20 protein-coding genes are annotated in these 21,171 nt (G+C 66.5%); 6 read left to right on the forward strand and 14 right to left on the reverse strand.

Going from position 1 to position 21,171, the window contains the following annotated elements:
* Nucleotides 1-10: 10 nt before the first annotated feature.
* Genes ACCQ10_RS04835 through ACCQ10_RS04845 form a run of 3 tightly spaced genes read right to left on the reverse strand, consistent with a single transcriptional unit; the run spans nt 11 to nt 3,086 of the window.
* Nucleotides 11-475, reverse strand: coding sequence for a response regulator (locus ACCQ10_RS04835; protein ID WP_039409985.1), 465 nt, complete (start codon nt 473-475; stop codon nt 11-13).
* Nucleotides 472-2,382 (reverse strand): hybrid sensor histidine kinase/response regulator, encoded by a 1,911-nt coding sequence (locus ACCQ10_RS04840; protein ID WP_372362396.1) that lies wholly within the window; start codon nt 2,380-2,382, stop codon nt 472-474. The genes ACCQ10_RS04835 and ACCQ10_RS04840 overlap by 4 nt, the downstream gene beginning before the upstream one ends.
* Nucleotides 2,379-3,086 (reverse strand): helix-turn-helix transcriptional regulator, encoded by a 708-nt coding sequence (locus ACCQ10_RS04845; RefSeq protein WP_104580894.1) that lies wholly within the window; start codon nt 3,084-3,086, stop codon nt 2,379-2,381. Before ACCQ10_RS04845 ends, ACCQ10_RS04840 begins: the two co-directional genes overlap by 4 nt.
* A 124-nt stretch (nt 3,087-3,210) precedes the next feature.
* On the opposite strand from ACCQ10_RS04845, the gene ACCQ10_RS04850 reads away from it, so the two are divergent.
* Both ACCQ10_RS04850 and msrA read left to right on the forward strand, forming a co-directional pair.
* Nucleotides 3,211-3,726, forward strand: coding sequence for an SgcJ/EcaC family oxidoreductase (locus tag ACCQ10_RS04850; RefSeq protein ID WP_039409994.1), 516 nt, complete (start codon nt 3,211-3,213; stop codon nt 3,724-3,726).
* 96 nt (nt 3,727-3,822) lie between these two features.
* A complete protein-coding gene (gene msrA, locus ACCQ10_RS04855; protein WP_372362397.1) occupies nt 3,823-4,473 on the forward strand; it encodes a peptide-methionine (S)-S-oxide reductase MsrA in 651 nt (216 codons plus the stop codon).
* 417 nt (nt 4,474-4,890) lie between these two features.
* Here the strand turns inward: msrA and ACCQ10_RS04860 are convergent, their stop codons facing one another.
* The 6 genes from ACCQ10_RS04860 to ahpC all read right to left on the reverse strand — a co-directional run bounded on the left by ACCQ10_RS04860 (nt 4,891) and on the right by ahpC (nt 11,220).
* Nucleotides 4,891-5,460, reverse strand: a complete 570-nt coding sequence (locus tag ACCQ10_RS04860) for a type 1 glutamine amidotransferase family protein (RefSeq protein WP_372362398.1) — start codon at nt 5,458-5,460, stop codon at nt 4,891-4,893.
* 343 nt (nt 5,461-5,803) lie between these two features.
* Nucleotides 5,804-6,772 carry a transaldolase gene (gene tal / locus ACCQ10_RS04865; RefSeq protein ID WP_039410002.1) on the reverse strand — a complete coding sequence of 323 codons (969 nt, stop codon included), beginning with the start codon at nt 6,770-6,772 and terminating at the stop codon, nt 5,804-5,806.
* Between the two features lie 51 nt (nt 6,773-6,823).
* The gene (gene rnk / locus ACCQ10_RS04870) at nt 6,824-7,264 is read right to left on the reverse strand and encodes a nucleoside diphosphate kinase regulator (RefSeq protein WP_047695455.1); all 441 of its coding nucleotides are present in this window, start codon (nt 7,262-7,264) and stop codon (nt 6,824-6,826) included.
* A gap of 553 nt (nt 7,265-7,817) precedes the next feature.
* Nucleotides 7,818-8,759, reverse strand: a complete 942-nt coding sequence (locus ACCQ10_RS04875; protein ID WP_039410005.1) for a LysR substrate-binding domain-containing protein — start codon at nt 8,757-8,759, stop codon at nt 7,818-7,820.
* Between the two features lie 91 nt (nt 8,760-8,850).
* The gene (gene ahpF / locus ACCQ10_RS04880; protein ID WP_372362399.1) at nt 8,851-10,443 is read right to left on the reverse strand and encodes an alkyl hydroperoxide reductase subunit F; all 1,593 of its coding nucleotides are present in this window, start codon (nt 10,441-10,443) and stop codon (nt 8,851-8,853) included.
* A 213-nt stretch (nt 10,444-10,656) separates the two neighbouring features.
* Nucleotides 10,657-11,220: an alkyl hydroperoxide reductase subunit C gene (gene ahpC / locus ACCQ10_RS04885; protein WP_039523700.1), complete on the reverse strand. Its 564-nt coding sequence runs from the start codon at nt 11,218-11,220 to the stop codon at nt 10,657-10,659.
* A 203-nt stretch (nt 11,221-11,423) separates the two neighbouring features.
* Between ahpC and prmC the strand changes: the two genes are divergently transcribed.
* Both prmC and pip read left to right on the forward strand, forming a co-directional pair.
* Nucleotides 11,424-12,278 (forward strand): peptide chain release factor N(5)-glutamine methyltransferase, encoded by an 855-nt coding sequence (prmC, locus tag ACCQ10_RS04890; RefSeq protein WP_372362400.1) that lies wholly within the window; start codon nt 11,424-11,426, stop codon nt 12,276-12,278.
* Nucleotides 12,279-12,412: 134 nt separating this feature from the next.
* Nucleotides 12,413-13,354: a prolyl aminopeptidase gene (pip, locus tag ACCQ10_RS04895; protein WP_184552719.1), complete on the forward strand. Its 942-nt coding sequence runs from the start codon at nt 12,413-12,415 to the stop codon at nt 13,352-13,354.
* A 190-nt stretch (nt 13,355-13,544) separates the two neighbouring features.
* On the opposite strand, the gene ACCQ10_RS04900 is transcribed toward pip, so the two are convergent.
* From ACCQ10_RS04900 to ACCQ10_RS04915, 4 genes are read right to left on the reverse strand one after another with little or no spacing between them, the layout of a single operon-like run.
* On the reverse strand, nt 13,545-14,342 hold the full coding sequence (locus tag ACCQ10_RS04900) for an N-formylglutamate amidohydrolase (protein ID WP_372362401.1): 798 nt from the start codon (nt 14,340-14,342) through the stop codon (nt 13,545-13,547).
* Nucleotides 14,323-14,874 (reverse strand): NUDIX hydrolase, encoded by a 552-nt coding sequence (locus ACCQ10_RS04905; RefSeq protein ID WP_166743971.1) that lies wholly within the window; start codon nt 14,872-14,874, stop codon nt 14,323-14,325. The genes ACCQ10_RS04900 and ACCQ10_RS04905 overlap by 20 nt, the downstream gene beginning before the upstream one ends.
* Nucleotides 14,871-15,857: a 5'-3' exonuclease gene (locus ACCQ10_RS04910; RefSeq protein WP_372362402.1), complete on the reverse strand. Its 987-nt coding sequence runs from the start codon at nt 15,855-15,857 to the stop codon at nt 14,871-14,873. Before ACCQ10_RS04910 ends, ACCQ10_RS04905 begins: the two co-directional genes overlap by 4 nt.
* Nucleotides 15,854-16,429, reverse strand: a complete 576-nt coding sequence (locus tag ACCQ10_RS04915) for a nitroreductase family protein (protein WP_372362403.1) — start codon at nt 16,427-16,429, stop codon at nt 15,854-15,856. The genes ACCQ10_RS04910 and ACCQ10_RS04915 overlap by 4 nt, the downstream gene beginning before the upstream one ends.
* Nucleotides 16,430-16,956: 527 nt before the next feature.
* On the opposite strand from ACCQ10_RS04915, the gene pacR reads away from it, so the two are divergent.
* Entirely contained in the window at nt 16,957-19,311 is a 2,355-nt protein-coding gene (pacR, locus tag ACCQ10_RS04920) for a PacR family protein (RefSeq protein WP_506191971.1), read from the forward strand.
* 155 nt (nt 19,312-19,466) lie between these two features.
* On the opposite strand, the gene ACCQ10_RS04925 is transcribed toward pacR, so the two are convergent.
* Entirely contained in the window at nt 19,467-20,330 is an 864-nt protein-coding gene (locus ACCQ10_RS04925) for an alpha/beta hydrolase (RefSeq protein WP_372362404.1), read from the reverse strand.
* A 126-nt stretch (nt 20,331-20,456) separates the two neighbouring features.
* Between ACCQ10_RS04925 and ACCQ10_RS04930 the strand changes: the two genes are divergently transcribed.
* On the forward strand, nt 20,457-21,056 hold the full coding sequence (locus ACCQ10_RS04930; RefSeq protein ID WP_372362405.1) for a TetR/AcrR family transcriptional regulator: 600 nt from the start codon (nt 20,457-20,459) through the stop codon (nt 21,054-21,056).
* Nucleotides 21,057-21,171 lie beyond the last annotated feature (115 nt).

Genomic DNA, 21,171 nt, shown 5'->3' on the forward strand with positions numbered 1-21,171 from the left:
TGTGCAGGCATCATCCCGGCTGGCGCCACCCGGGGGGCGCAGCCTCCGGCGCGGCCAATGCACGCAGGCGCTTGAACAGCACGGTGGTTTCGGCCACGTTCCAGACCCGCAGCGCCACCTCGAAGGTGTCCAGCGGCTTGGTCAGAAAGTCTTTTGCCCCCAGACCCAATGCACGGTGGCGCGCGCTGCGGCTGGGGTCGGCGGTGAGCACGATCACCGGCAGGAAATGCGCCGGGTCGGACAGCCGGGCCAGCTGTTCCAGCAGGGCGTAGCCGTCCAGCTCCGGCATCTTCAGGTCCAGCAAGATCAGATCCGGTGCAAATGCCGAGACCAGGCCCATGACCCGCAGCGGATCGGTGGTGGCGATGACCTGCTGGAAGCCTTCGCGCTGCAGCAGGTCTTCCAGCAGCCGCACATTGGCCGGCTCGTCGTCGACGATGAGGATGCGGGAGCCGAGAATTTCGTCGCGTGTCATGCCAGCAACCTGTCGATCACGGTGAAGAATTCCGCCACGTCCAGTGGCTTGGTCAGATACGCACGCACGCCCTGATTGCCGACGCGCGCCAGCGTGGCGGTGGTGGCATCGGCACTGATCACCACCACCGGGACCTGCGCGGTGGCCGGCTGCGCCTGCAACTCGCGCAGCAACTCTTCGCCGTTGCCGTCGCTCAGGTGCAGGTCCAGCAGGATCAGGTCCGGTACGCCCTGCCGCAGCAGTTCGCGCGCCTGCGCCAGGCTGGCCGCTTCCAGCAGCTGCCATTGCGGGCGGCGCTCGGTGAGCGTGCGGATCAACGCCTGGTTGGAAGGGTTGTCCTCGATGCTCAACAGGCGGCAGACGCCGCTGCCGGTGGTGCTGAGCGGCAGCAGGGTCCGTGCGGGCTCGCTGCGTTGCGGCTCGCCCTGCGGCAGCGAGATCCAGAAGCGCGCGCCATCGCGACTGCTGTCCACCCCGATCTGCCCACCCATCGCCTCGATCAGGCGCTTGCTCAGCGCCAGCCCCAGGCCGGTGCCTTCCACGGCAGAACGCTCGGCACCCAGCCGCTCGAACGGCGTGAACAGCCGCTCGATCTGCGCCGGGGTCAGCCCCGCGCCCTGATCGGCCACGGTGATGCGCACCTGCTCGTCGCCGGCGTGTGCGCTCACCTGCACCTGGCCACCGGGACGATTGAACTTGACCGCATTGGACAACAGGTTGAGCAGGACCTGCCGCAGCCGCTGCGCGTCGGCGCGCACCGTCCACGTCGCTTCGATGGCCGGCGGTTGCAGGGCAATGCCGTATCGGTCCGCATCCGGTGCGATCAGGCCCAGCGCCTCGTGCACGGCGGCGCGCACCGAGATTGGTTCCGGGCTCAGATCCAGCTGATCGGCCTCGATGCGCGCGATGTCCAGCAGCTCGGTGATCAGCCCCAGCAAGTGCCGGCCGGCGCCCAGGATGTGCTGCAGGTGGCGGCGGTGGCCGGGCTCGGGCAGGTCCATTTCCAGCACCTGCGCATAGCCCAGGATGGCATTGAGCGGAGTGCGCAGTTCGTGGCTGCTGCGCGAAAGGAACTCGGTCTTCGCGCGATTGGCGGTTTCTGCTTCGCGCCGCGCCAGCTGCGCTTCGGCCGCGCGCGCGGCCAGCAGTTCGCTGGCCTGCGCCAGACGCTGACCGACCTGGCCCAGCTCGTCGCCGGCACGCGGTTGCGGTGCCAGCGGCAGGCCTTCGCCCAGGCGGTCCGCATTTGCCGCCAGCGTGCGCAGACGCCCGGACAGTGCCGAGGCAAACCAGGCCACCGCAAACACCGCGCCCAGGCCGCCGAGCATGGCTGCACTCAGGGTGATGATGAGATTGCGCTGGCGCAGCCCTTGCGCCTTGGCCGTGCGCACCTGCAATTGCGCGGTTTCGTAATTGCGCAGCTCGCGCAGTTCCGCGCGCAGGATGTCGAGCTTGTACTTGCCGTCCCAGAGCTGGCGGATTTCTTCCTCGCGGCTCAGATCCGGTGCCAGCAGCCGGCGCCAACCCTGCATTTTTTCGGCAAAAAGTGGCTTGATGCGCGCAAACCGCTGCGCCTGGCCCGGGTCGGTAATGCGTTGCGACAGACGCTCGGCCACCCGCTGCAGGCGCGGCTCGGCATCGCGATACGGGGTGAGGAATTCATCGCGCCGCACCAGCCGGTAGCCACGCACACCGGCCGCAGTTTCGGCCAGCAGCGCATGCGCTTCGTACAGATCGCTCAGCACCTCCAGCGTCTGGCGTACGTCGTTTTCGGCGGCGATGTTCTGCCGCTCCACGCTGTAGATCGCCATCAATGCGACGGCCAGCAACAACAACGGCAACGTGACGACCGCCAGGCTCTTGCGGGTGATCGGCCAATCGTTCCAACGCACTGCCAATGCATTCATAGCGCGAGTCCGGCTTGGACCGCGTACACCGCGGCCTGGGTGCGATCTTTTACCTCAAGTTTCTGCAGGATTCGCTCCACATGCACTTTCACCGTGCCGGGAGAAATCCCCAGTTCAGCTGCGAGGCTCGCGTTGGTGAGTCCGCGCGGGAGCAACGACAGCACCTGTTTCTCGCGCTTGCTCAGCGCGTTCAGGCGATCGTCCTGCAGCGGTTTGCGCCGCCGCGTGGCAACCGGTTTGGCCGGTTCGGCCACCATCGCCGGCAGCAACAGGGCGAAGGCCTGCAACGCCTGCACGTCATCGTTGCCGGGGGCAGGGCGGCCGTCGTTCCAGGCCACGCAGACCATGCCGTGGGTAGTGCCCAGTGCATGGATCGGCACCCTGGCCTCGCGGATGTCGGCCGGGCGCGGCGGCATCAGCCAGGCTGCGTCGTGGCTGTCGCCGGCCGCACTGGCCCCGGGCGGCAGGGCCTGCCCACGGCTGGCGAGCACCTGCGTACGCGGCCCGCGCTGTGCCAGCACCGCGCCGTGCTCCAGGCCCAGCAACAGCAGCACGCGCCCCAGCACGGCATCGCAGGCCTGCTCGGGGGTGTGTGCCTGACGCAGCGCCACGGCTGCCTCCCAGAGCGCCTGCCAGCGTGCGCCATCGGAGGCCTCGCGGCGCAAGGCAAGCCGCCAATCACCAGCACTGGTAGGGGTTTCCATGGATTCGCTCTAGGCCGATCAGCATATTTAAGTATATGCCAGTCGGCAGAATTGTTGGGGCCGCTTGATTTCGATACTGAGCTCGCCCGATGAGGCACCCCACAACAACCCAACGGAGATTCCCATGCGTCGCACTCTGTTCTCTATGGTTCTGGCTCTGGCTGCCACCCCGGCGCTGGCTGGCGGCGTGATGCACTACACCGACAAGGCCAAGCTGCCGGCTGGCGGCGAAGAGCGCGAAGTCGCTGCACTGTTTGACACCTGGAACGCCGCACTGGCAACCGGTAACCCGGACAAAGTGGCCGATCTGTACGCACCGGATGGCGTGTTGCTGCCGACCGTATCCAATGAAGTGCGCGCCTCGCGCGAGCAGATCGAAAAGTACTTCGAGATGTTCCTGGCCAAAAAGCCCAAGGGCGTGGTCAATTACCGCACCGTGCGCGTGCTCGATGACGACAGCGCCGTGGACGCCGGCGTCTACACCTTCACGCTCACCGACAAGAACGGCAAGAAGAGCGACGTGCAGGCGCGCTACACCTTCGTGTACGAAAAGCGCGACGGCAAGTGGTTGATCATCAACCACCACAGCTCGGCGATGCCGGAAGTCGATACGCGTTCGGCGGTTGCCAAGACCAAGTAAGTGCCCTCCGGCGACCGTGCGCCGGCCGTGCAGGCTTGAAAGCTGCCGCGGCCGGCGCCATCCAGCAGGCAATCCTCACGATTGCGGAGTTGCACCATGCTGGGAATCGGCGCCTTCAAACAACGCATGCCACGTCCGGGCGAGGCATTGCCCGGACGCGAGCAGGCACTACCGCTGCACAACACGCACCTGATCAACGGTCATCCGTTGCGCGGTGAATTCACCGGCCTGGCCCAGGTGCAGTTCGGGCTTGGTTGCTTCTGGGGTGCGGAACGCAAGTTCTGGAACGTGCCCGGGGTGTACACCACGGCGGTGGGCTACGCCGGGGGCGAGACACCGAACGCAACCTACTCGGAAGTGTGCTCCGGGCAGACCGGCCATACCGAGGCGGTGCTGGTGGTGTACGACGCGCAGACGGTGTCGTTTGCCCAGTTGTTGCGCACGTTCTGGGAAAGCCACGACCCCACCCAGGGCATGCAGCAAGGCAACGATGTCGGTACGCAATACCGCTCGGCCATCTACTGCACGACGCAGGAGCAATACGACGCGGCACTGGCCAGCCGCGATGCCTACCAGCAGCAACTCACTGCAGCCGGGTATGGCGCGATCACCACGGAGATCCGTTTCCCGGCGCCCACGTTCTATTACGCCGAAGACGATCACCAGCAATATCTCGCCAAGCATCCCAACGGCTATTGCGGGCTTGGCGGAACGGGAGTGAGCTGCCCGATCGGGCTGGATGCCTGACGGAAAGGCGGGCCGGATTGAAGCGCTGTCATCCACGTGATCGTGGCAGTGCGCCGATGGCCGACAGTGACCGGCAGCGTTATCACGATCAGGCAGCGCATGGGAGTGCATGCCAGGCAACTTGAATGGCTACGTCGGAGACGACGTGGCCATCTTTTTTTTGGGTGGTGTTCGCAATACGGGCTGGCGTTGGCGCCGTGTGTGTGAACAGCGAATCGGCTGGCGAAGCTGTGCCGCAATCAGTATTGGTGAGTTGCTGCGGCGAGCGATGCAGAAGGTGGATGCACTCGCCGCAACGACTCGGTGGCCAATCACTGCTGGTGAATCGCTGCAGCCAACGGTGCGCAGACCGGGTTCAGTGCATCGGCACGGCGCATCGATGCCGAGCATCAGCTGTGCGTGCCTGGATCCGCTGGATCACACGAATTCACCGGCGAACATGCCGCGCAACTGCGCCAACGTGTCGCTGCGCTCCGGATGCAGCAAGCGCATGCACGCCAGGGCGAAGCCCACCGGGCTGGTGCCCGGTGCGGTAATGATCCCATCGGCGCTGACGACCTTTTCATGGCGGTAGTGCGCTGCGCCCGCATATGGCACGACGTGTTCCTGCAGGAACGCCAGCGCGTTGCTGGTGTGCGCGCGCTCATCGAGCAGGCCGGCATAGGCCAGGGCAATGGTGGCGCCGCAGATGGTCGCGACCGGGCGCTGTTGCTGCACGCGCTCGACCAGCAGGCCGCTCAGGCCGGGAATCTCGCCGGCTTGCCAGCGTTCGCTGCCGGGCAGAATCCACAGATCGGCCTCAAGCGGCGCCAGATCGGACAGCGCAAATTCCGGCGTGATGCGCAGGCCGCCGATGGACTGGACCGGCTGCCCGTCGATGCTGGCGATGGCGACCTGGTCGCCGAACCATTCGCGTGCCGCCGGTAGCACCACGCCGATTTCCCAATCGGCGACGCCGTCGACCATCACCACTGCAATGTTTGCCATTGTCCGTTACGCCAGTTGAGGGAATCCGGATTCTAGGCAGTGCGCGCGTGGCGGGTGTAAGCGGCGTGTGGAGAGCAATGACGGGCCGTGCTCGGCAATCATGTGGCGCGTTACCCGCCGGGCCAGGGCGTGTGCAATAGCCAAGAGCGCAAGGTCGCAGCTGTCCTGGCACTGCGGATACGGGGCTTGAGGCCTGTGCGAATGGCGTGCGGTCGAGGATGGAATGGTGTCGCATCCATCGCTTGGGCCTCGATGGCAGGCGATGTTGCTGCCACCTCCACAAACGACAACGCCCGCAGCCATCTGGCTGCAGGCGTCGTTTCGCAGGAGCACCCTGCCGCTATCAGCCGGCGAGCTTGTCGGCGATGGTCTTGCGCAGGGCCTGCAGATCCTTGGCAAAGGTGTCGATGCCGCCGGCGAGCTTTTCGGTGGCCATCGCATCGGCCGCCAGATCGGTGGCAAAGCTGTCGCTGTCGATCGGGGTGATCTGCGCGTCGTTGGCTTTGGCCGGCGAGAGCTTGCGCGGCAGCTCGCCGTGTTCGGCGTCGAGCTTTTCCAGCAGGTCCGGCGAAATGGTCAGGCGGTCGCAACCGGCCAGGGCTTCGATCTGGGCGGTGGAGCGAAACGAGGCCCCCATCACCACGGTGGACGAGCCGCGCTGCTTGAACTCGTTGTAGACGGTGCGGACGAACACCACGCCCGGATCTTCATCGATCGTGGCCGGGGTCTGGCCCTGGGCGACGTAGTAATCCAGGATCCGGCCCACGAACGGGGAGATCAGGAACACGCCGGCCTCTGCGCAGGCCAGTGCCTGCGAGCGGTTGAAGATCAGCGTCAGGTTGCAGTCGATGCCTTCCTTCTGCAGCTGACGGGCGGCTTCGATGCCTTCCCAGGTTGCGGCGATCTTGATCAGGATCTTGTCCTTGGACACGCCGCGCTCGGCGTACATCGCAATGAACTTGCGCGCCTTGGCGATGGTGGCCTGGGTGTCGTGCGCCAGATCGGCGTCGACTTCGGTGGACACGCGCCCCGGCACCAGTTCGGCCAGCTTGACGCCCACGCCGATGGTCAGGCGGTCGGCGACTTCGTTGACGGTGGCAGTGCGGTCTTCGCCACCGTGCTCGCGGCCCCAGGCCAGCTCGCGTTCGATCAGGTCGGCATAGACCGGCAGGTCCAGCGCCTTCTTGACCAGGGTGGGGTTGGTGGTGCAATCGACCGGCTTCAGGCGCTTGATGGCGTCGTAATCGCCGGTGTCGGCGACAACAACGGACAGCTCACGCAGTTGGGCAAGCTTGGAGGGGGATGCAGTCATGCGGGTTCTCTCGAATCGTGGAACGGGTCGGGGATGACGCAGCGCGCTACGTTAGCGCGCCGCGCGCTGGAAGTCGCCCGCAATGGCGGGTTGGTCGTGCACGGCGGTCACGCGCAGGCGCAGGTTGCGCCCGTCGGGCGTGCGCCAGTCGATGCTCTGGCCGACCGACAGGCCAAGCAGGGCACTGCCGACCGGCGCAAGCACCGAGATGCGGCTGTGCTGGACATCGGCCTCGTGCGGGTACACCAGGGTGAGCGTATGTCGTTCGCCATGCAGCTCATCTTCGCAGTCGATGCGGGAGTGCATGGTGACGACATCGCCGGGAATCTGATCGGGCGGCAGCACACGGGCGCGGCCGAGTTCGTCGCTCAGCGCGGTGGCGGCGGGATGCTTGTGGAAGGCAGGCGAATCGAGCAACGCCTCAAGCCGGGCGAGGTCGTGGCTGGACACAAGGATGGACGGCGGCAAGCCGCTGTGGTGTTGCGAAGTCATGGCGATCTCCTGACAGAAACGGCTCGCCGACATGGCAAGCGGCACCGATAAGATGAGGGCGCCGGCGGCTGATCGCAATGCATGGACGCGTTGCGACTCCAAGGCACCGGCACGTGCCGCCAGGCAGGCGCTGCAGGCCTGGTGCAGCAGCAAGTGCTGCGGTTGAGACAAGCGGAGGGGGCGGGCATAACGGCCGCTGCAAACGAGCCTGCTCCCACCGCATGCCGCAAGCGTCGCAGTCTCATTCTCAAGCAGGCGAACCAACACGCTGCTCGCAAATCGCATGGTCGCGTGGGCAGCGTGCTGCCGCCAGCCGCCAGCCGCCAGCCGCGTCCAGCAGACAGCCGTGTCCAGCAGACAGCGGCGGGTCGATACGCGGCCAACCTCAACAAGAGTGCTGCGCATAGACAAACAAAAAGCGACGCTCGCGCGCCGCCCAATTCAAATCTCCACCCGGCGATCAAAGCGACCGCAACCGCGATACGCTTTTACGATTCCCGATTCCCGATTCCCGATTCCCGATTCCCGATTCCCGATTCCCGAATCCCAACGTTCAGGCAGCCACTGCCTTCGGCCCTGTCGCAGGCTGATCCAGCGCAAACAGGGTGTCGGGCAGTTCCTTGAACAACTGCGACAGTTGCTCCAGAAAACCGGTCATGGCCGAGCTACGACGCCATGCCATCGCGATCCGGCGGCTGGGCTGCTTGTCTTCGCGGAAGCGGATCAGACGGATGTTGTCCGAACGCGCCACCGGCGGCTTGACCGCCAGCAGTGGCAGCAAGGTCACGCCGACATTGGCCGCCACCATCTGGCGCAGGGTTTCCAAACTGGTGGCCTGGAATTCGGATTTCTCCAGCGCGCCGGCCAGGTGGCAGACATCCAGTGCCTGCTCGCGCAGGCAATGGCCGTCTTCCAGCAGCAACAGGCGCTGCTCGGACAGATCGTCCAGGGTCATGCTGTCATGGCGCGACAGCGGGTGGCCTTCCGGCACGGCCAGTACGAAGGGCTCTTCGAACAGGAATTCGGCATGCAGCTGGTCGTCCTGCAACGGCAGCGCCAGCAACGCAGCGTCCAGCCGGCCTTCGCGCAGCTGATGCATCAGTTGATCGCTTTTCTCTTCGATCAACAGCAGTTCCAGACGCGGGAACCGCTCGCGGATGCGCGGCACCACATGCGGCAACAGGTACGGTGCCAGGGTGGGAAAGATGCCCAGCCGCACGGTGCCCGCTTCCGGGTCCTGGCTGCGCCGTGCGGCTTCCTTCATCTGTTCGACCTCGGCCACGATGCTGCGCGCACGCACGGCAGCTTCGCGGCCGGCCGGGGTCAGCATGACCTTGCGCGGCGCGCGTTCCACCAGCGACACGCCGAGCTCGTCTTCGAGTTTCTTGATCTGGGTGGACAGCGTCGGCTGGCTGACGAAACATGCCGTCGCAGCACGACCGAAGTGCTTGTGGTCGGCCAGGGCTACAAGATATTTCAGGTCACGCAGATTCATGTGCAGCAGCCCTCATGGCGATGACGGTGGACGACGGACGCGTGCAGCCAGCTTAGCGCCCGGCTGGGCCGGGCGTTGGCGGCCGCTGCGCTTATGCGGCCTGCGCGACGTTCTCGGCGCTGACCGGGGCGCTGGAGCGGATCAGGTAATCGAACGCGCTCAGGGCGGCCTTGGAACCTTCGCCCATCGCGATCACGATCTGCTTGTACGGCACCGTGGTGGCGTCGCCGGCGGCGAACACGCCCGGCACATTGGTCTGGCCACGGTCATCGACGATGATTTCGCCGCGCGGAGACAGCTCCACCGTGCCACGCAGGAACTCGGTGTTGGGCAGCAGGCCGATCTGCACGAACACGCCCTCCAGTTCCACATGCTGGCTGTCGCCGCCGGTGCGATCGGTGTAGACCAGTCCGGTGACCTTCTGCCCGTCGCCCAGCACTTCGGTGGTCTGCGCACTGGTGATGATGCGCACATTGTGCAGGCTGCGCAGCTTGCGTTGCAGTACCTCGTCGGCGCGCAGCTTGTCGTCGAATTCCATCAGCGTGACATGCGCCACGATGCCGGCCAGATCGATCGCCGCTTCCACACCGGAGTTGCCGCCGCCGATCACCGCCACGCGCTTGCCCTTGAACAGCGGGCCGTCGCAATGCGGGCAATAGGCCACGCCCTTGTTCTTGTACTGGTCCTCGCCCGGCACGTTCATCTGCCTCCAGCGCGCACCGGTGGACAGGATCACGGTCTTGCTCTTGAGCGAGGCGCCATTGGCCAGCTTGATCTCGATCAGGCCATCGGCACCGGCCGGCACCAATTGCTCGGCACGCTGCAGGTTCATGATGTCCACGTCGTACTGGCGCACGTGCTGCTCCAACGCAGCAGCCATCTTCGGGCCTTCGGTTTCCGGCACCGAGATGAAGTTTTCGATAGACATGGTGTCCAGCACCTGCCCGCCGAAGCGTTCGGCAGCCACGCCGGTGCGGATGCCCTTGCGTGCGGCATACACCGCCGCTGCCGAGCCGGCCGGGCCACCGCCCACCACCAGCACGTCGAAGGCGTCCTTGGCAGCGATTTTTGCGGCATCGCGCTTGGCGGCATTGGTGTCGAGCTTGGCGACGATCTGCTCGAGCGTCATGCGGCCCTGGTCGAACAGCTCGCCGTTCAAGTAGACCGTCGGCACCGACATGATCTGGCGGGTTTCGACCTCGTCTTGGAACAGCGCGCCATCGATGGCGACATGCTTGATGCGCGGATTGAGCACGGCGGCCAGGTTCAGCGCCTGCACCACGTCTGGGCAGTTCTGGCACGACAGCGAGAAATAGGTTTCAAACTGGTAATCGCCGTCCAGGTGCTGCACCTGCTCGATCAGCTCGGCAGTGGCCTTGGACGGGTGGCCGCCCACCTGCAGCAGCGCCAGCACCAGCGAGGTGAACTCGTGGCCCATCGGCAGGCCGGCAAAGCGCAGCGAGATGTCCTGGGCCGGCGTGGTCAGCGCGAAGGACGGCTTGCGCTGGTTGTCGTCGCGGTGGATGTCCAGGCTGATCTTGTCCGAGAGCAGCACCAGGTCTTCGAGCAGGTCGAGCATCTCGCGCGCAGCCGGGCTGTCGTCGATGGACGCATTGATCTGGATCGGCCGCGTGACCCGTTCCAGGTAGGCGGTCAGCTGGGTCTTGAGGTTGGCATCCAACATGGAGAACTCCTGGGAATGGGCAAGGGGAGGGCGTGGCGTCGCTGCGCTGAGGCAGGTCGCCGGAAGAGGAAGGAGGTGAACCGCAGCCGGCGCAAGGTCGGAGTGCGTGCTGGCGATGGCTGGCGGGCAGCCCGGCACCGGCTCCGGTTCACCTCCGGCCCGTGCGGGCCGGAGATGCTCCGACCTGATGACAGGTCGGAGGTGACAGCCGGCTTAGATCTTGCCGACCAGGTCCAGCGACGGAGCCAGGGTCTTGGCGCCTTCCTTCCACTTGGCCGGGCAGACCTGGCCAGGATTGTTGGCCACGAACTGCGCTGCGGTGAGCTTGCGCAGCGTCTCGGTGACGTCGCGGGCGATGGCGTTGTCGTGGATTTCCAGGGTCTTGATCACGCCTTCCGGATTGATGATGAAGGTGCCGCGCAGGGCCAGGCCTTCTTCTTCAATGTGCACGCCGAAGGCGCGGGTCAGCTTGTGGGTCGGGTCGCCGATCAACGGGAACTGCGCCTTGCCCACGGCCGGGGAGGTTTCGTGCCACACCTTGTGCGAGAAGTGCGTGTCGGTGGTGACGATGTAGACCTCGGCGCCTGCCTTCTGGAAGGCGGCATAGTTATCGGCGGCGTCTTCCACTTCGGTCGGGCAGTTGAAGGTGAACGCGGCCGGCATGAAGATCAGCACCGACCACTTACCCTTCAGGCTGGCCTCGGTGACTTCGATGAAGTTGCCGTTGTGGTACGCATTCGCCTTGAACGGCTGGACCTGAGTGTTGATGAGAGACATTGAGTTTCCTCGTGCGATGAAAGGGGGGCGGGGGATGGAACAGTCGCCATGGTAGGCAGGACCGATAGATTCCTCAAATCGATTGATGGAATTGGATAGATAGTTTTTGGCTATCGACTTTGCAGACGGCATCTGGTGCTGCAGCGGCGACGCTCCATCTCCGATAATGGTCAGCCGATGTTTCGCATGAGTGAACGATCCGTATGAGCCACGATCCTGCCGCCCTGTCCGGCGAACAGCTGCTGCGGCTGGCGGCGGCGCGGATCGAGCGCAGCGATGCCGAACCCCTGCTATTGCACGCGCTGGGCCGCGACCGCGCCTGGCTCTTCGCCCATGGCCGCGACCCGGTGCCCAGCGCCGTCGCCGCTGCTTTCGACGCACTGGTGCAGCGGCGTCAGGCCGGTGAACCGGTGGCGTATCTGACCGGCTCGCGCGGGTTCTGGACGCTGGATCTGGAAGTCTCGCCGGCGACGCTGATCCCGCGCGCCGACACCGAGACCCTGGTGGAGCTGGCGCTGGAACGGCTGGACCACGCGCCCGGCCGCCGCGTCGCCGACCTGGGCACCGGCAGCGGTGCCATCGCACTGGCGATTGCCAGCGAGCGGCCGCAGGCCGCGGTGGTCGCCACCGATGCCAGTGCGGCCGCGCTCGCCATCGCACAGCGCAATGCCGACAGGCATCGCCTATCGAACGTGCACTGCCGACACGGCAGCTGGTTTGCGCCGCTGGCCGGCGAGCAGTTCGACCTGATCGCCAGCAACCCGCCGTACATCGCGGCCGGCGACCCGCATCTGGAACGGGGCGACCTGCGCCATGAACCGGCCAGCGCACTGGCTTCCGGCAAGGACGGGCTGGATGACATCCGGTTGATCGTGGCGCAGGCGCCCGGCCATCTGCGTACCGGCGGCTGGCTGCTGCTCGAGCATGGCTGGGACCAGGGCGCGGCGGTGGCCGAGCTGCTGCGCGCGCAGGGGTTTGCGCAGGTGGCCACGCATCAGGACCTGGAACAGCGCGACCGGGTGACCCTGGGCCGCTGGGAGGCAGCGGCCACGCGCTGAGCCGCGTTGCCGCCACAGGTGCTCAACACCGGCCGCTCGGCGCCGGCATGCGCAGCGGTGCTGCGCCACAGAAGGGGCAGGCGGCAGCGGTGCCGCCGGTCGATACACTATGCGTTTTCGCCCAGGACCGACGCATGCGCACGCTCTATCCCGAGATCACGCCCTACGAGCAGGGCAGCCTGAAGGTCGATGACCGCCACACGCTGTACTTCGAGCAGTGCGGCAACCCGCAGGGCAAGCCGGTGGTCATGCTGCACGGCGGCCCGGGTGGCGGCTGCAACGCCAAGATGCGGCGCTTCCATGACCCGGCCAAGTACCGCATCGTGCTGTTCGACCAGCGTGGCTCGGGGCGCTCCACCCCGCATGCAGACCTCACCGACAACACCACCTGGGATCTGGTCGCCGACATTGAGCGCCTGCGCACGCACCTGGGCATCGACCGCTGGCAGGTGTTCGGCGGCAGCTGGGGCTCGACGCTGGCGCTGGCCTATGCGCAGACCCATCCGCAGCAGGTCACCGAGCTGGTGCTGCGCGGCATCTTCCTGCTGCGCCGGTTCGAGCTGGAGTGGTTTTACCAGGAAGGCGCCAGCCGCCTGTTCCCGGACGCCTGGGAGCACTACATCGATGCAATCCCGACCGCAGAGCGCGGCGATCTGATCGCGGCCTTCCATCGCCGCCTGACCAGCGACGACGAAGCCACGCGCCTGGCCGCGGCCAAGGCCTGGAGCGTGTGGGAAGGCGCCACCAGCTTCCTGCATGTGGACGAGGACTTCGTCACCGGGCACGAGGACGCGCACTTTGCGCTGGCGTTCGCGCGCATCGAGAACCACTACTTCGTCAACAACGGCTTCTTCGAGGTCGAAGGCCAGCTGCTGCGCGATGCGCACCGCATCGCCGACATCCCCGGCGTGATCGTGCACGGCCGCTACGACGTGGTCTGCCCGTTGCAAAGCGCCTGGGACCTGCACAAGGTCTGGCCGAAGGCGCAGCTGCAGATCAGCCCGGCCTCCGGGCATTCGGCATTCGAGCCGGAAAACGTCGATGCGCTGGTGCGTGCCACCGATGGGTTTGCCTGAGCGACGACGTCAGGGCAGCCGGGTCATGCCCTCGCATGACCCGTAGGAGCGCGCTTGCGCGCGATGGAGCGTTACCGTTAAAGCCTCGACACCCGGTAGGAGCGCGCTTGCGCGCGATGGAGCGTTATCGGTAACGCCTCATCGCGCGCAAGCGCGCTCCTACATTAATTGCCGACAGTGATTGCCGGTTTCAGGGCAGCAGCAATGCCTGTCCCAATGACGGCAGGATACGTGCCAGGCGCTGTGCCCATGCGTGTTGCCCGGCCGCATCGGCGATCAGGTCCTGGCGGATCTCCAGTTCCACATGCGGCAGGCCGCGGCCTTCGCCATACACCGGAATCGCATAGTCGCTGGCATCGCTGACTGCATAGGGCTGGTTGTCGCCGACCACCAGATCCGGTTCGGCACGCAACGCCTGCAACAGGCGATGCGCCAGCCGGGTGTCGCGGTTGTACAGCACGCCGGCATGCCAGGGTCGCGCATGGCCGGCCATGATCGGGGTGAAGCTGTGCATCGACACCAGCAAGGTCGGCTGCTGGCGCTGCGCACGGGTCTCCAGCTCCGCCGCGATGCGTGCGTGGTAAGGCGCGAAGATCTCGTCGATGCGCTGCCGCCGCGCCTCGGCCGACAGCTGCAGATTGCCGGGAATCGATGTGCCGTCGCTCACCTCGGGCATCAGGGTGGCGGACGCGTGCGGGCGGTTGCAGTCGACCACCAGCCGCGAATAGGTCTGGGCGATGGCAACGGCGTCCAGCGCATCGGCCAACAGCTGCGTGACCTGCGCAATGCCGATATCCCAGCCGATATGGCGGTCCAGCTCAAACTGCGGCAGGCCCAGATTGGCCAGCCGTGCCGGCACGCGCTGGCCGGCGTGGTCGGCGATCAACAGCCATGGCGAGGCCGCCTGCGCGTTGTGCACGGTAAACGGTGCCGGATCGTCGGGGCCAAGCAAGGGAGCGACGACAGTGTCAGCCACGCGGCGTGCCATCCAGTGCGTGATCGACCAGGTACAGGCCGGCCCACAGCTTGGGGTCCATCTGGTAGCCCTCGGCCATCTTCTGCACCAGCCAGGTGCCGACCTGCGCGCGTGGAATCTCGTGCACGGTGATGTCTTCGCTGTCGTCGCCGCCGCCGGCGCCGACCCTGCTCAGCCCGGTGGCGCGCACGAAGGCGATCTTCTCGCTGCTGGCACCGGCCGAGGTGGGGCCGATCATCAGCACTTCGGCATGCTCGGCGGTCCAGCCGGTTTCTTCTTCCAGTTCGCGGATCGCCGACAGCTCGATCGACTCGCCCGCATGCACATCGCCCACCAGCCCGGCCGGCATTTCGATGGTGCGCGCCTGCAGCGGCACGCGGAATTGTTCGACGAACAACATCGCATCGTCCGGCGTCACCGCCACGATGATCGCGGCCAGGCCGCCGGCATGCACGCGCTCGGAATATTCCCAGGTGCCACGCACGACCATGCGCTGGTACTTGCCTTCGTAGACCACGGTGGGCGGGGTGTCGTGTCGGTTCATGGGGAGATGCCTTGAGACAGGGAGGCGGGAGGAGGGGGGAGCGCGGCGCCGTCGCACACGGCCAGCAGGCGCCGGCGTGTGAGCGGGCCGAAGCGCAGGCTGTCGCACAGCCCGATCAGCATGTCCGCGTCGGCGTGCGCGCGCGTGAAACCGGCGTCGGTCAGGTCAAGCGGCGCGTCCAGCGCAATGGTGGTGAGCTGGCGCCACAGCAATGCGTGCTCGCGCTGTTCGCGCAAGCGCACCGCCATCTGCGCGGCGCCGCGCAAGCGCAGGAACGGGATCTCGTCGATGCGCTCCAGCAGTGCGTCCAGGCTGCCGAAATGCGCCAGCAGCACAGCGGCCGATTTGGCGCCGATCCCGGTGATGCCGGGGATGTTGTCGATTGCGTCGCCGCACAGCGCCAGATAGTCGGCGATCTGGTGCGCATGCACGCCATGCCGTGCCTTGACCCCGTCCATGCCCCAACGCAGGTTGCGTGCGTAATCCCACTGTTCGTCGTGTTCGAACAGCAATTGCGACAGATCCTTGTCGGCCGACACGATGACACCGCGCAGCCCCTGTGTGCGCACGCTATGCAGGGCGCTGCCGATCAGATCGTCGGCCTCATAGTCGCGGTGCGCCAGCACGCTCAGGCCCAGTGCGGCGCATAGTGCCTTGCAATGCGCAAACTGGCGACGCAACGCATCCGGCGCCGGCTCGCGGTTGCCCTTGTAGGCCGGGTAGATCGCATGCCGGAAGCAGCTGTCCAAGGCCTCGTCGAAGGCGATGGTGATGTGGTGCGGGCGCTCGCGTTCGAGCAGGTCCAGCAAGAAACGCGCAAACCCGTGCACCGCGTTGGTCGGCCAGCCTTGTGCATCCTGAAATTCGTCCGGGATCGAGTGCCAGGCGCGAAAGACGTACAGGCTGGCATCGATCAGGTACAGCGGCTGCGGACGTGGCCTGCCCGGCAGCGCCGCGGCAATCGCACCGGGCAGGCTGCTCATGGGGTCCAGTCGCGCAGCAAGGTGCGCGGGTCCGGGCGCTCGCGCTCGGGCACCTGCATGCGTGGCGTGCCGATATGGATGAAACCGGCAACGCGTTCGTGTTCTTCCAGGCCGAGATAGCCGATGACCGCTGGGTCGTAGGCCATCCAGCCGCTCAGCCACTGTGCGCCGAAGCCGTGTGCCTGCGCAGCCTGCAGCAGCGCGAAACACACGCAGCCGGCGGTCAGCAGTTGTTCCTGCTCTGGGACCTTGTGCCCGGGACGCAGGGCGGCAATCACCACGATCACCAGCGGAGCGTCGCTGAAGCGGTTGCGGTCCTTCTCCACCACCGCCGGCGGCGCCAGCGGATCGGCGGCCTGAATGCGCTCGGCGAGGAAGTCGCCCAGCGCATGCCGTGCCTCGCCACCGATGCGCAGGAAACGGAACGGCACCAGCTTGCCGTGGTCGGGCACGCGCACGGCCGATGTCAGCATGCGCAGCAAGGTGTCTTCATCCGGCCCGGGCTCACCCAGCTGTTTGGACGGGACCGAGCGACGCGCGTCCAGCGCCTGTAGCGAATACGGTGCGTGCATAAGTTGCGGTTCTGGTCGACGGGCAGGCGATTATAGACGGGCCCTTCCCAACGCCCGCCGCATGCTGGCCGGCCGGGTCAATGCCCGTAGCGTGGTCAGTCACCTCATGCCTCCCTCCTGGGTGGTCGGATGACCCGGTTCGCTGCCACCGGCCCGCGGCCCAGACGCAACCGCACCTGCTCGATCAGGTCTGCGACATCGTGCTGATCCCGCTGGCCGAGGCGTTTATCGAGGACGACGCCTTCTGCAGTGTGGTGCAGGGCGTGGTCGACGGTCTGGACGCGTCCGTCAAGCTGAAGCCTTAACCCCCGCAGGCGTATAACGGGTGACGGCAGGCTCCACCGCAGCGTTGCGGGCTAGGATGTCGGCCTGACACGCAAACCCTGGGCGGTCACGAGTAAAGTGAGAATGGCGTCACATTTAACAAACGAGCGAAACGCCTACCATGCGGGGGCGGAATTTGGGGCCGCGTCTGTTTTTCCTCGTTTGGATATTTTCGCGCCTGCAGAGGCGGGGAGCCTTTGCGCATGACTTTTCAGCCCAGTCCGTCGGGACACCCGGGCCGTGACCAACGCTTGCTCGAACAGGCGCACGACGTGTTCGTGCCCGCGCTCGTGCAGGTGTTTGCAGCTGCAGTTGCACATTTCGATGATGTCCTGTTCGATCGCGCCGAGTCTGCGGGCACGTCACAGTTGCTGTTTCTCGATGGCATGCGCGAGCTGCGCCGCAGGCGCGAGGACGTGGCCACGCAATTCCGCCAGCAGCTGGAAGACGGCTGGCAGGCGCTGGTACTGGGTACACCGTTGTCGGCCGAAGTGGTGCTGGCAGGCGACATGGGCACCGGCCCGCTGAGTCTGGTGCCCGAGCACGTGCTCGAATCGCGGCTGGCAGTCCGCAATCTGGCGACCGTGCTGCTGCGCGATTTCAAGCAGGTGCTGTCGCGGGTGGACCGCCGGTTGGGCTGGATCGCCGGCGGCCTGGAACTGGTGGCCGACACCAACCCGATCGGTCCCGAACACCTGGGCGTGGCGATCCATGAGGCCTTTGCCACCTGCGATCTGGCGCCGGAAGTGCGTCTGGTCCTGATCAAGCTGTGCGAACGCGACCTGGCCGAGCCGATCGGCAAGCTGTACGCCCGCCTGGACGAGACGCTGGCCAAGGCCGGCGTGATGCCGGAAATGTCCCAGCCCAAACGCCCGCCGCCGCGCATGCCGTCACGCAGCGAGACGCCGGAAGAGCGCGCGCAGGCCGAGGCACAGGGCGGTAACGTCGAGCTGGGCGGCGACGATCAGAACGACCAGTACGCGCCCGCCTGGGCCAACCGCTTCCTGGACCGCTGGGCGCATAGCCGCGGCCGCATGCAGGCGGCCGCACAGCGTGGCCATGCCGACGGTGCCGGCGGTGGCATGGAGGGCGATACCGATCATCCCGGCGGCAGCCAGGGCATGCTGCTGGATGCGTTGCACGAGTTGTTGCAGCAGACCCGTAACGTGCGCGACAACGCCGCCTCTGCCGCGTCGGTGGCGGTGGGCCAGCAACGGCCGTTGAGCCAGCGCGAAATGATGTCGGTGCTGTCGTTGCTGCAGGCGACGCCGAGCGCGACGCTGCAGGCAGCGATCGGCGACGACAACGAGTCGCTCGCGCAGCGGTTGAAGAACGAGGTGCTCAACAGCGCCACTCGGCTGGGCGTGGACCCGGCCACCGCAAAACTCGACCCGATGGACGAGGATGCGATCGATCTGGTCGGCATGCTGTTCGACGTGATGCTGGACGAGCGCGATCTGGAAAGCCGCTCCCGCGAAATGATCGGCCGCCTGGTGGTGCCGTTCGTCAAGGTGGCGCTGCTGGACCGCAAGATGTTCGTGCAGAAGACCCACCCGGCGCGGCGCCTGCTCAATTCGCTGGCCGAGGCTTGCGAAGGCAACAACGGCGACAGCGCCGCCGAACGCGTGCTGATGGGCAAGGTCGAAGAAATCGTCGACCGCCTGGTGGCCGAGTTCAACGAGAACCTGGCGATCTTCCTGACCCTGGAAGAAGAATTCCGCGATTTCCTGTCGCAGCATCGGCGCCGTGTGGAAATTGCCGAGCGCCGCGCCACCGAGACCCAGCGCGGTCAGGAAAAGCTCGAGCTGGCGCGTACCCGCGCGCTGGCGGAAATGGAGCAGCGCGTGCAGGCCGGTGCGCCGTTGCCCAAGGCACTGGAAGACTTCCTGCGCCAGCCGTGGCTGCACCATCTGACCATGGCGATCCTGCGCGACGGCGACGAAGGTCCCGGCACCGTGGAGGCGCTGGCGCTGGCCGACGGCGTGCTGGAAGAACTGGGCGAGGCACGCCGGCACATCATCGGCAAGCCCTGGCTGCAGGTCTGGCAACCGGCCCTGCACCGCGTCTTCGCCAGCGTCGGTCTGCATGGCGATGCGGTGGTGGTGGCCATCACCGCGCTGCACGACACCTTGCAGGCAATCGCCGAAGCACGCCCGGAGCTGGAAAAGGCCTTGCCGGAACTGCCGCAGGTCAATCTGCCGCCACCGGCGGCCGAGAGTGTCAGCGTGGTACTCGGTGCCGATGCCGTGGCGCAGAGCATCGACAGTGCCGATGCCGAGCGCTTCCGTGCGATGGATATCGGAACCTGGCTGGATTTCGTCGACAAGGACGGCAAGGTGCAGGCCGGCAAGCTGTCCTGGGTAAGCCCGATTTCGCAGCGGTTGCTGTTCGTCAACCGGCGTGGCGTGCGCTTCTGCGTTGCCTCGCCGGAAGAACTGGCGGTGATGGTGCGGCTGGGCCGCCTGCGCGAGCACATCAACGATGGCGCGTTCGACAGCGCGATGCAGGGCGTGATCGACCGGCTGGATCCGCTGCATAACAACAGCACGGTGCACTGAGCGGCGCCCTTCGCGCCGCTGCGTCAGCGTGGTGGATCAGAACGGGCGCGGGTGCGTTCCTTGTAGGACCCGGCAGTGCGCGCAAGCGGCGTGTCATTGCGCAACAGTGGCACTGCACCGGCGACGCGAGCGCGTGCAGCGCAATGCCGCCGCGCTTACCGCGATGCCGGCCCGATGAAGTCCAATGCCCGCGCCATCACCGAGGCATGATCGACCAGACGGTTGTGGCCCAGGCCTTCGGTGCTGAACAGCTGCGCGCCCGGCCACAGGGCGGCAAAGCGTGCGCCTTCGTCCCACGGCGTTTCGCGATCACGGCGGTCGTGGATGACCAGTGCCGGGCGATCGAGCTGCGGCAGATGCAGGCTCGCGTCGAGATCGGCGAAACGCAGGCCGGTCAGCTGGCAAAGCCAGTTTTCGAACGGTGCAAATGCCGCAGGCGCGATCGCGGAGGCGCGGAACTGACGATGCGCACTACCACCGGGTTCGACCAGCGGCGCGATCAGCACGTAGCGCTCGGGCTGCCATGCCGGCTCGTTGGCAAATACTGCCGCTGCCGCGCCGATCGAGTGCCCGATGAAGACGGCAGGGCGACCGAAGCGGCTGCCGATCTGGCGCAGCACCTGCACGAAATGCGGCATGTTGCTGATCTTGCCGCTGCTCAGCCCATGCGCGGCCTGATCGAACGCCAGCACCGCATAGCCGAGCGCGCGCAGCTGCGGCACCCATGCGGCAAAGCGCAGCCCGTAACTGGACCAGCCGTGCGACAGCAGCACATACGGCTGTTGGCGCAGGTCGCCCCACTGGTACACCGCGATGTCGAACCCGTCGATCTGCAGCGTCTGGCGGTGCACGCCGGTCAAGGTCGCCGCAATGGCCTCCGCCTGCCGGCGCCCTGCGTTGGCAGGTGTCACGAAGCGGCGCGCCAGATAGCGCCCGGTCGGGCCGGGGGCCAGGCGGCTGGCGCCAGCCAGCGCACCGCGAAGCATGCGTAGACGCAGTTTGGCAATGGGCGCGCGCATGGGCGAAATCCTTGTGGAGTCGGGCGGATTGCATCTTGTCGATGCCAAGATGCAGCGAGTCTGCGGTCGTATCTTGTCAGCGTCAAGATGATCTGCTCCACTGGAATCCCGAAAAGCGAAGCCGCCATGTCGCGCACCGACGCTCCTGCTGCCTATCACCATGGCGATCTGCCGGCTGCATTGCGCCGGGCCGGCTGGGAACTGCTGGGCGAATCCGGTGTGCGGGGGCTGACCCTGCGCGAATGCGCACGCCGCGCCGGTGTCTCGCACGCGGCACCGGCGCATCACTTCGGCTCATTGGACGGGTTGCTGGCGGAGCTGGCGGCCGATGGCTATGAGCGCATGCTCGCCTGCATCCTCACCGCTCAGCGGGAACTGGCCGACCCGTTGCTGGGCTGTGGGTTGGGCTATGTGCGCTTCGCGCTCGACTACCCGCAGCAGTTTCGGCTGATGCTTGGGCTGGAGGTGTGTTCGCGCAGCCTGCCGCGGCTGGTGCAGGCCAGCGACGCGGCGATGGCGAGCCTGCGCGAGACGGTGCGGACGCAGTGGATCGCCCGCCACGGCCACGCCCCGGCCACCGACGTGCTGCAGCAACGCACGCTGCTGGCCTGGAGCGCGGTGCACGGCTATGCCTCGCTGGCGATCGACCGCAAGCACATGGCCTTGTTGGCCTTTGCGCCCGAGGTGGTGTTTGCGCCGCTGCTGCACGCCGTGCTCGAACCCTGACGACGCGCTCGACCGATCGACCACTCGACCGCTCGGGCGGCGTGCCGGGCATGGCTGCATCCGCCGCTATCGGTTGGCACGGCCGGCGGCGATGCCGCGCTCTGCTAGCATCGCC

This window comes from Xanthomonas sp. NCPPB 1325 (assembly GCF_041477645.2).
Lineage (GTDB): Bacteria > Pseudomonadota > Gammaproteobacteria > Xanthomonadales > Xanthomonadaceae > Xanthomonas > Xanthomonas cannabis.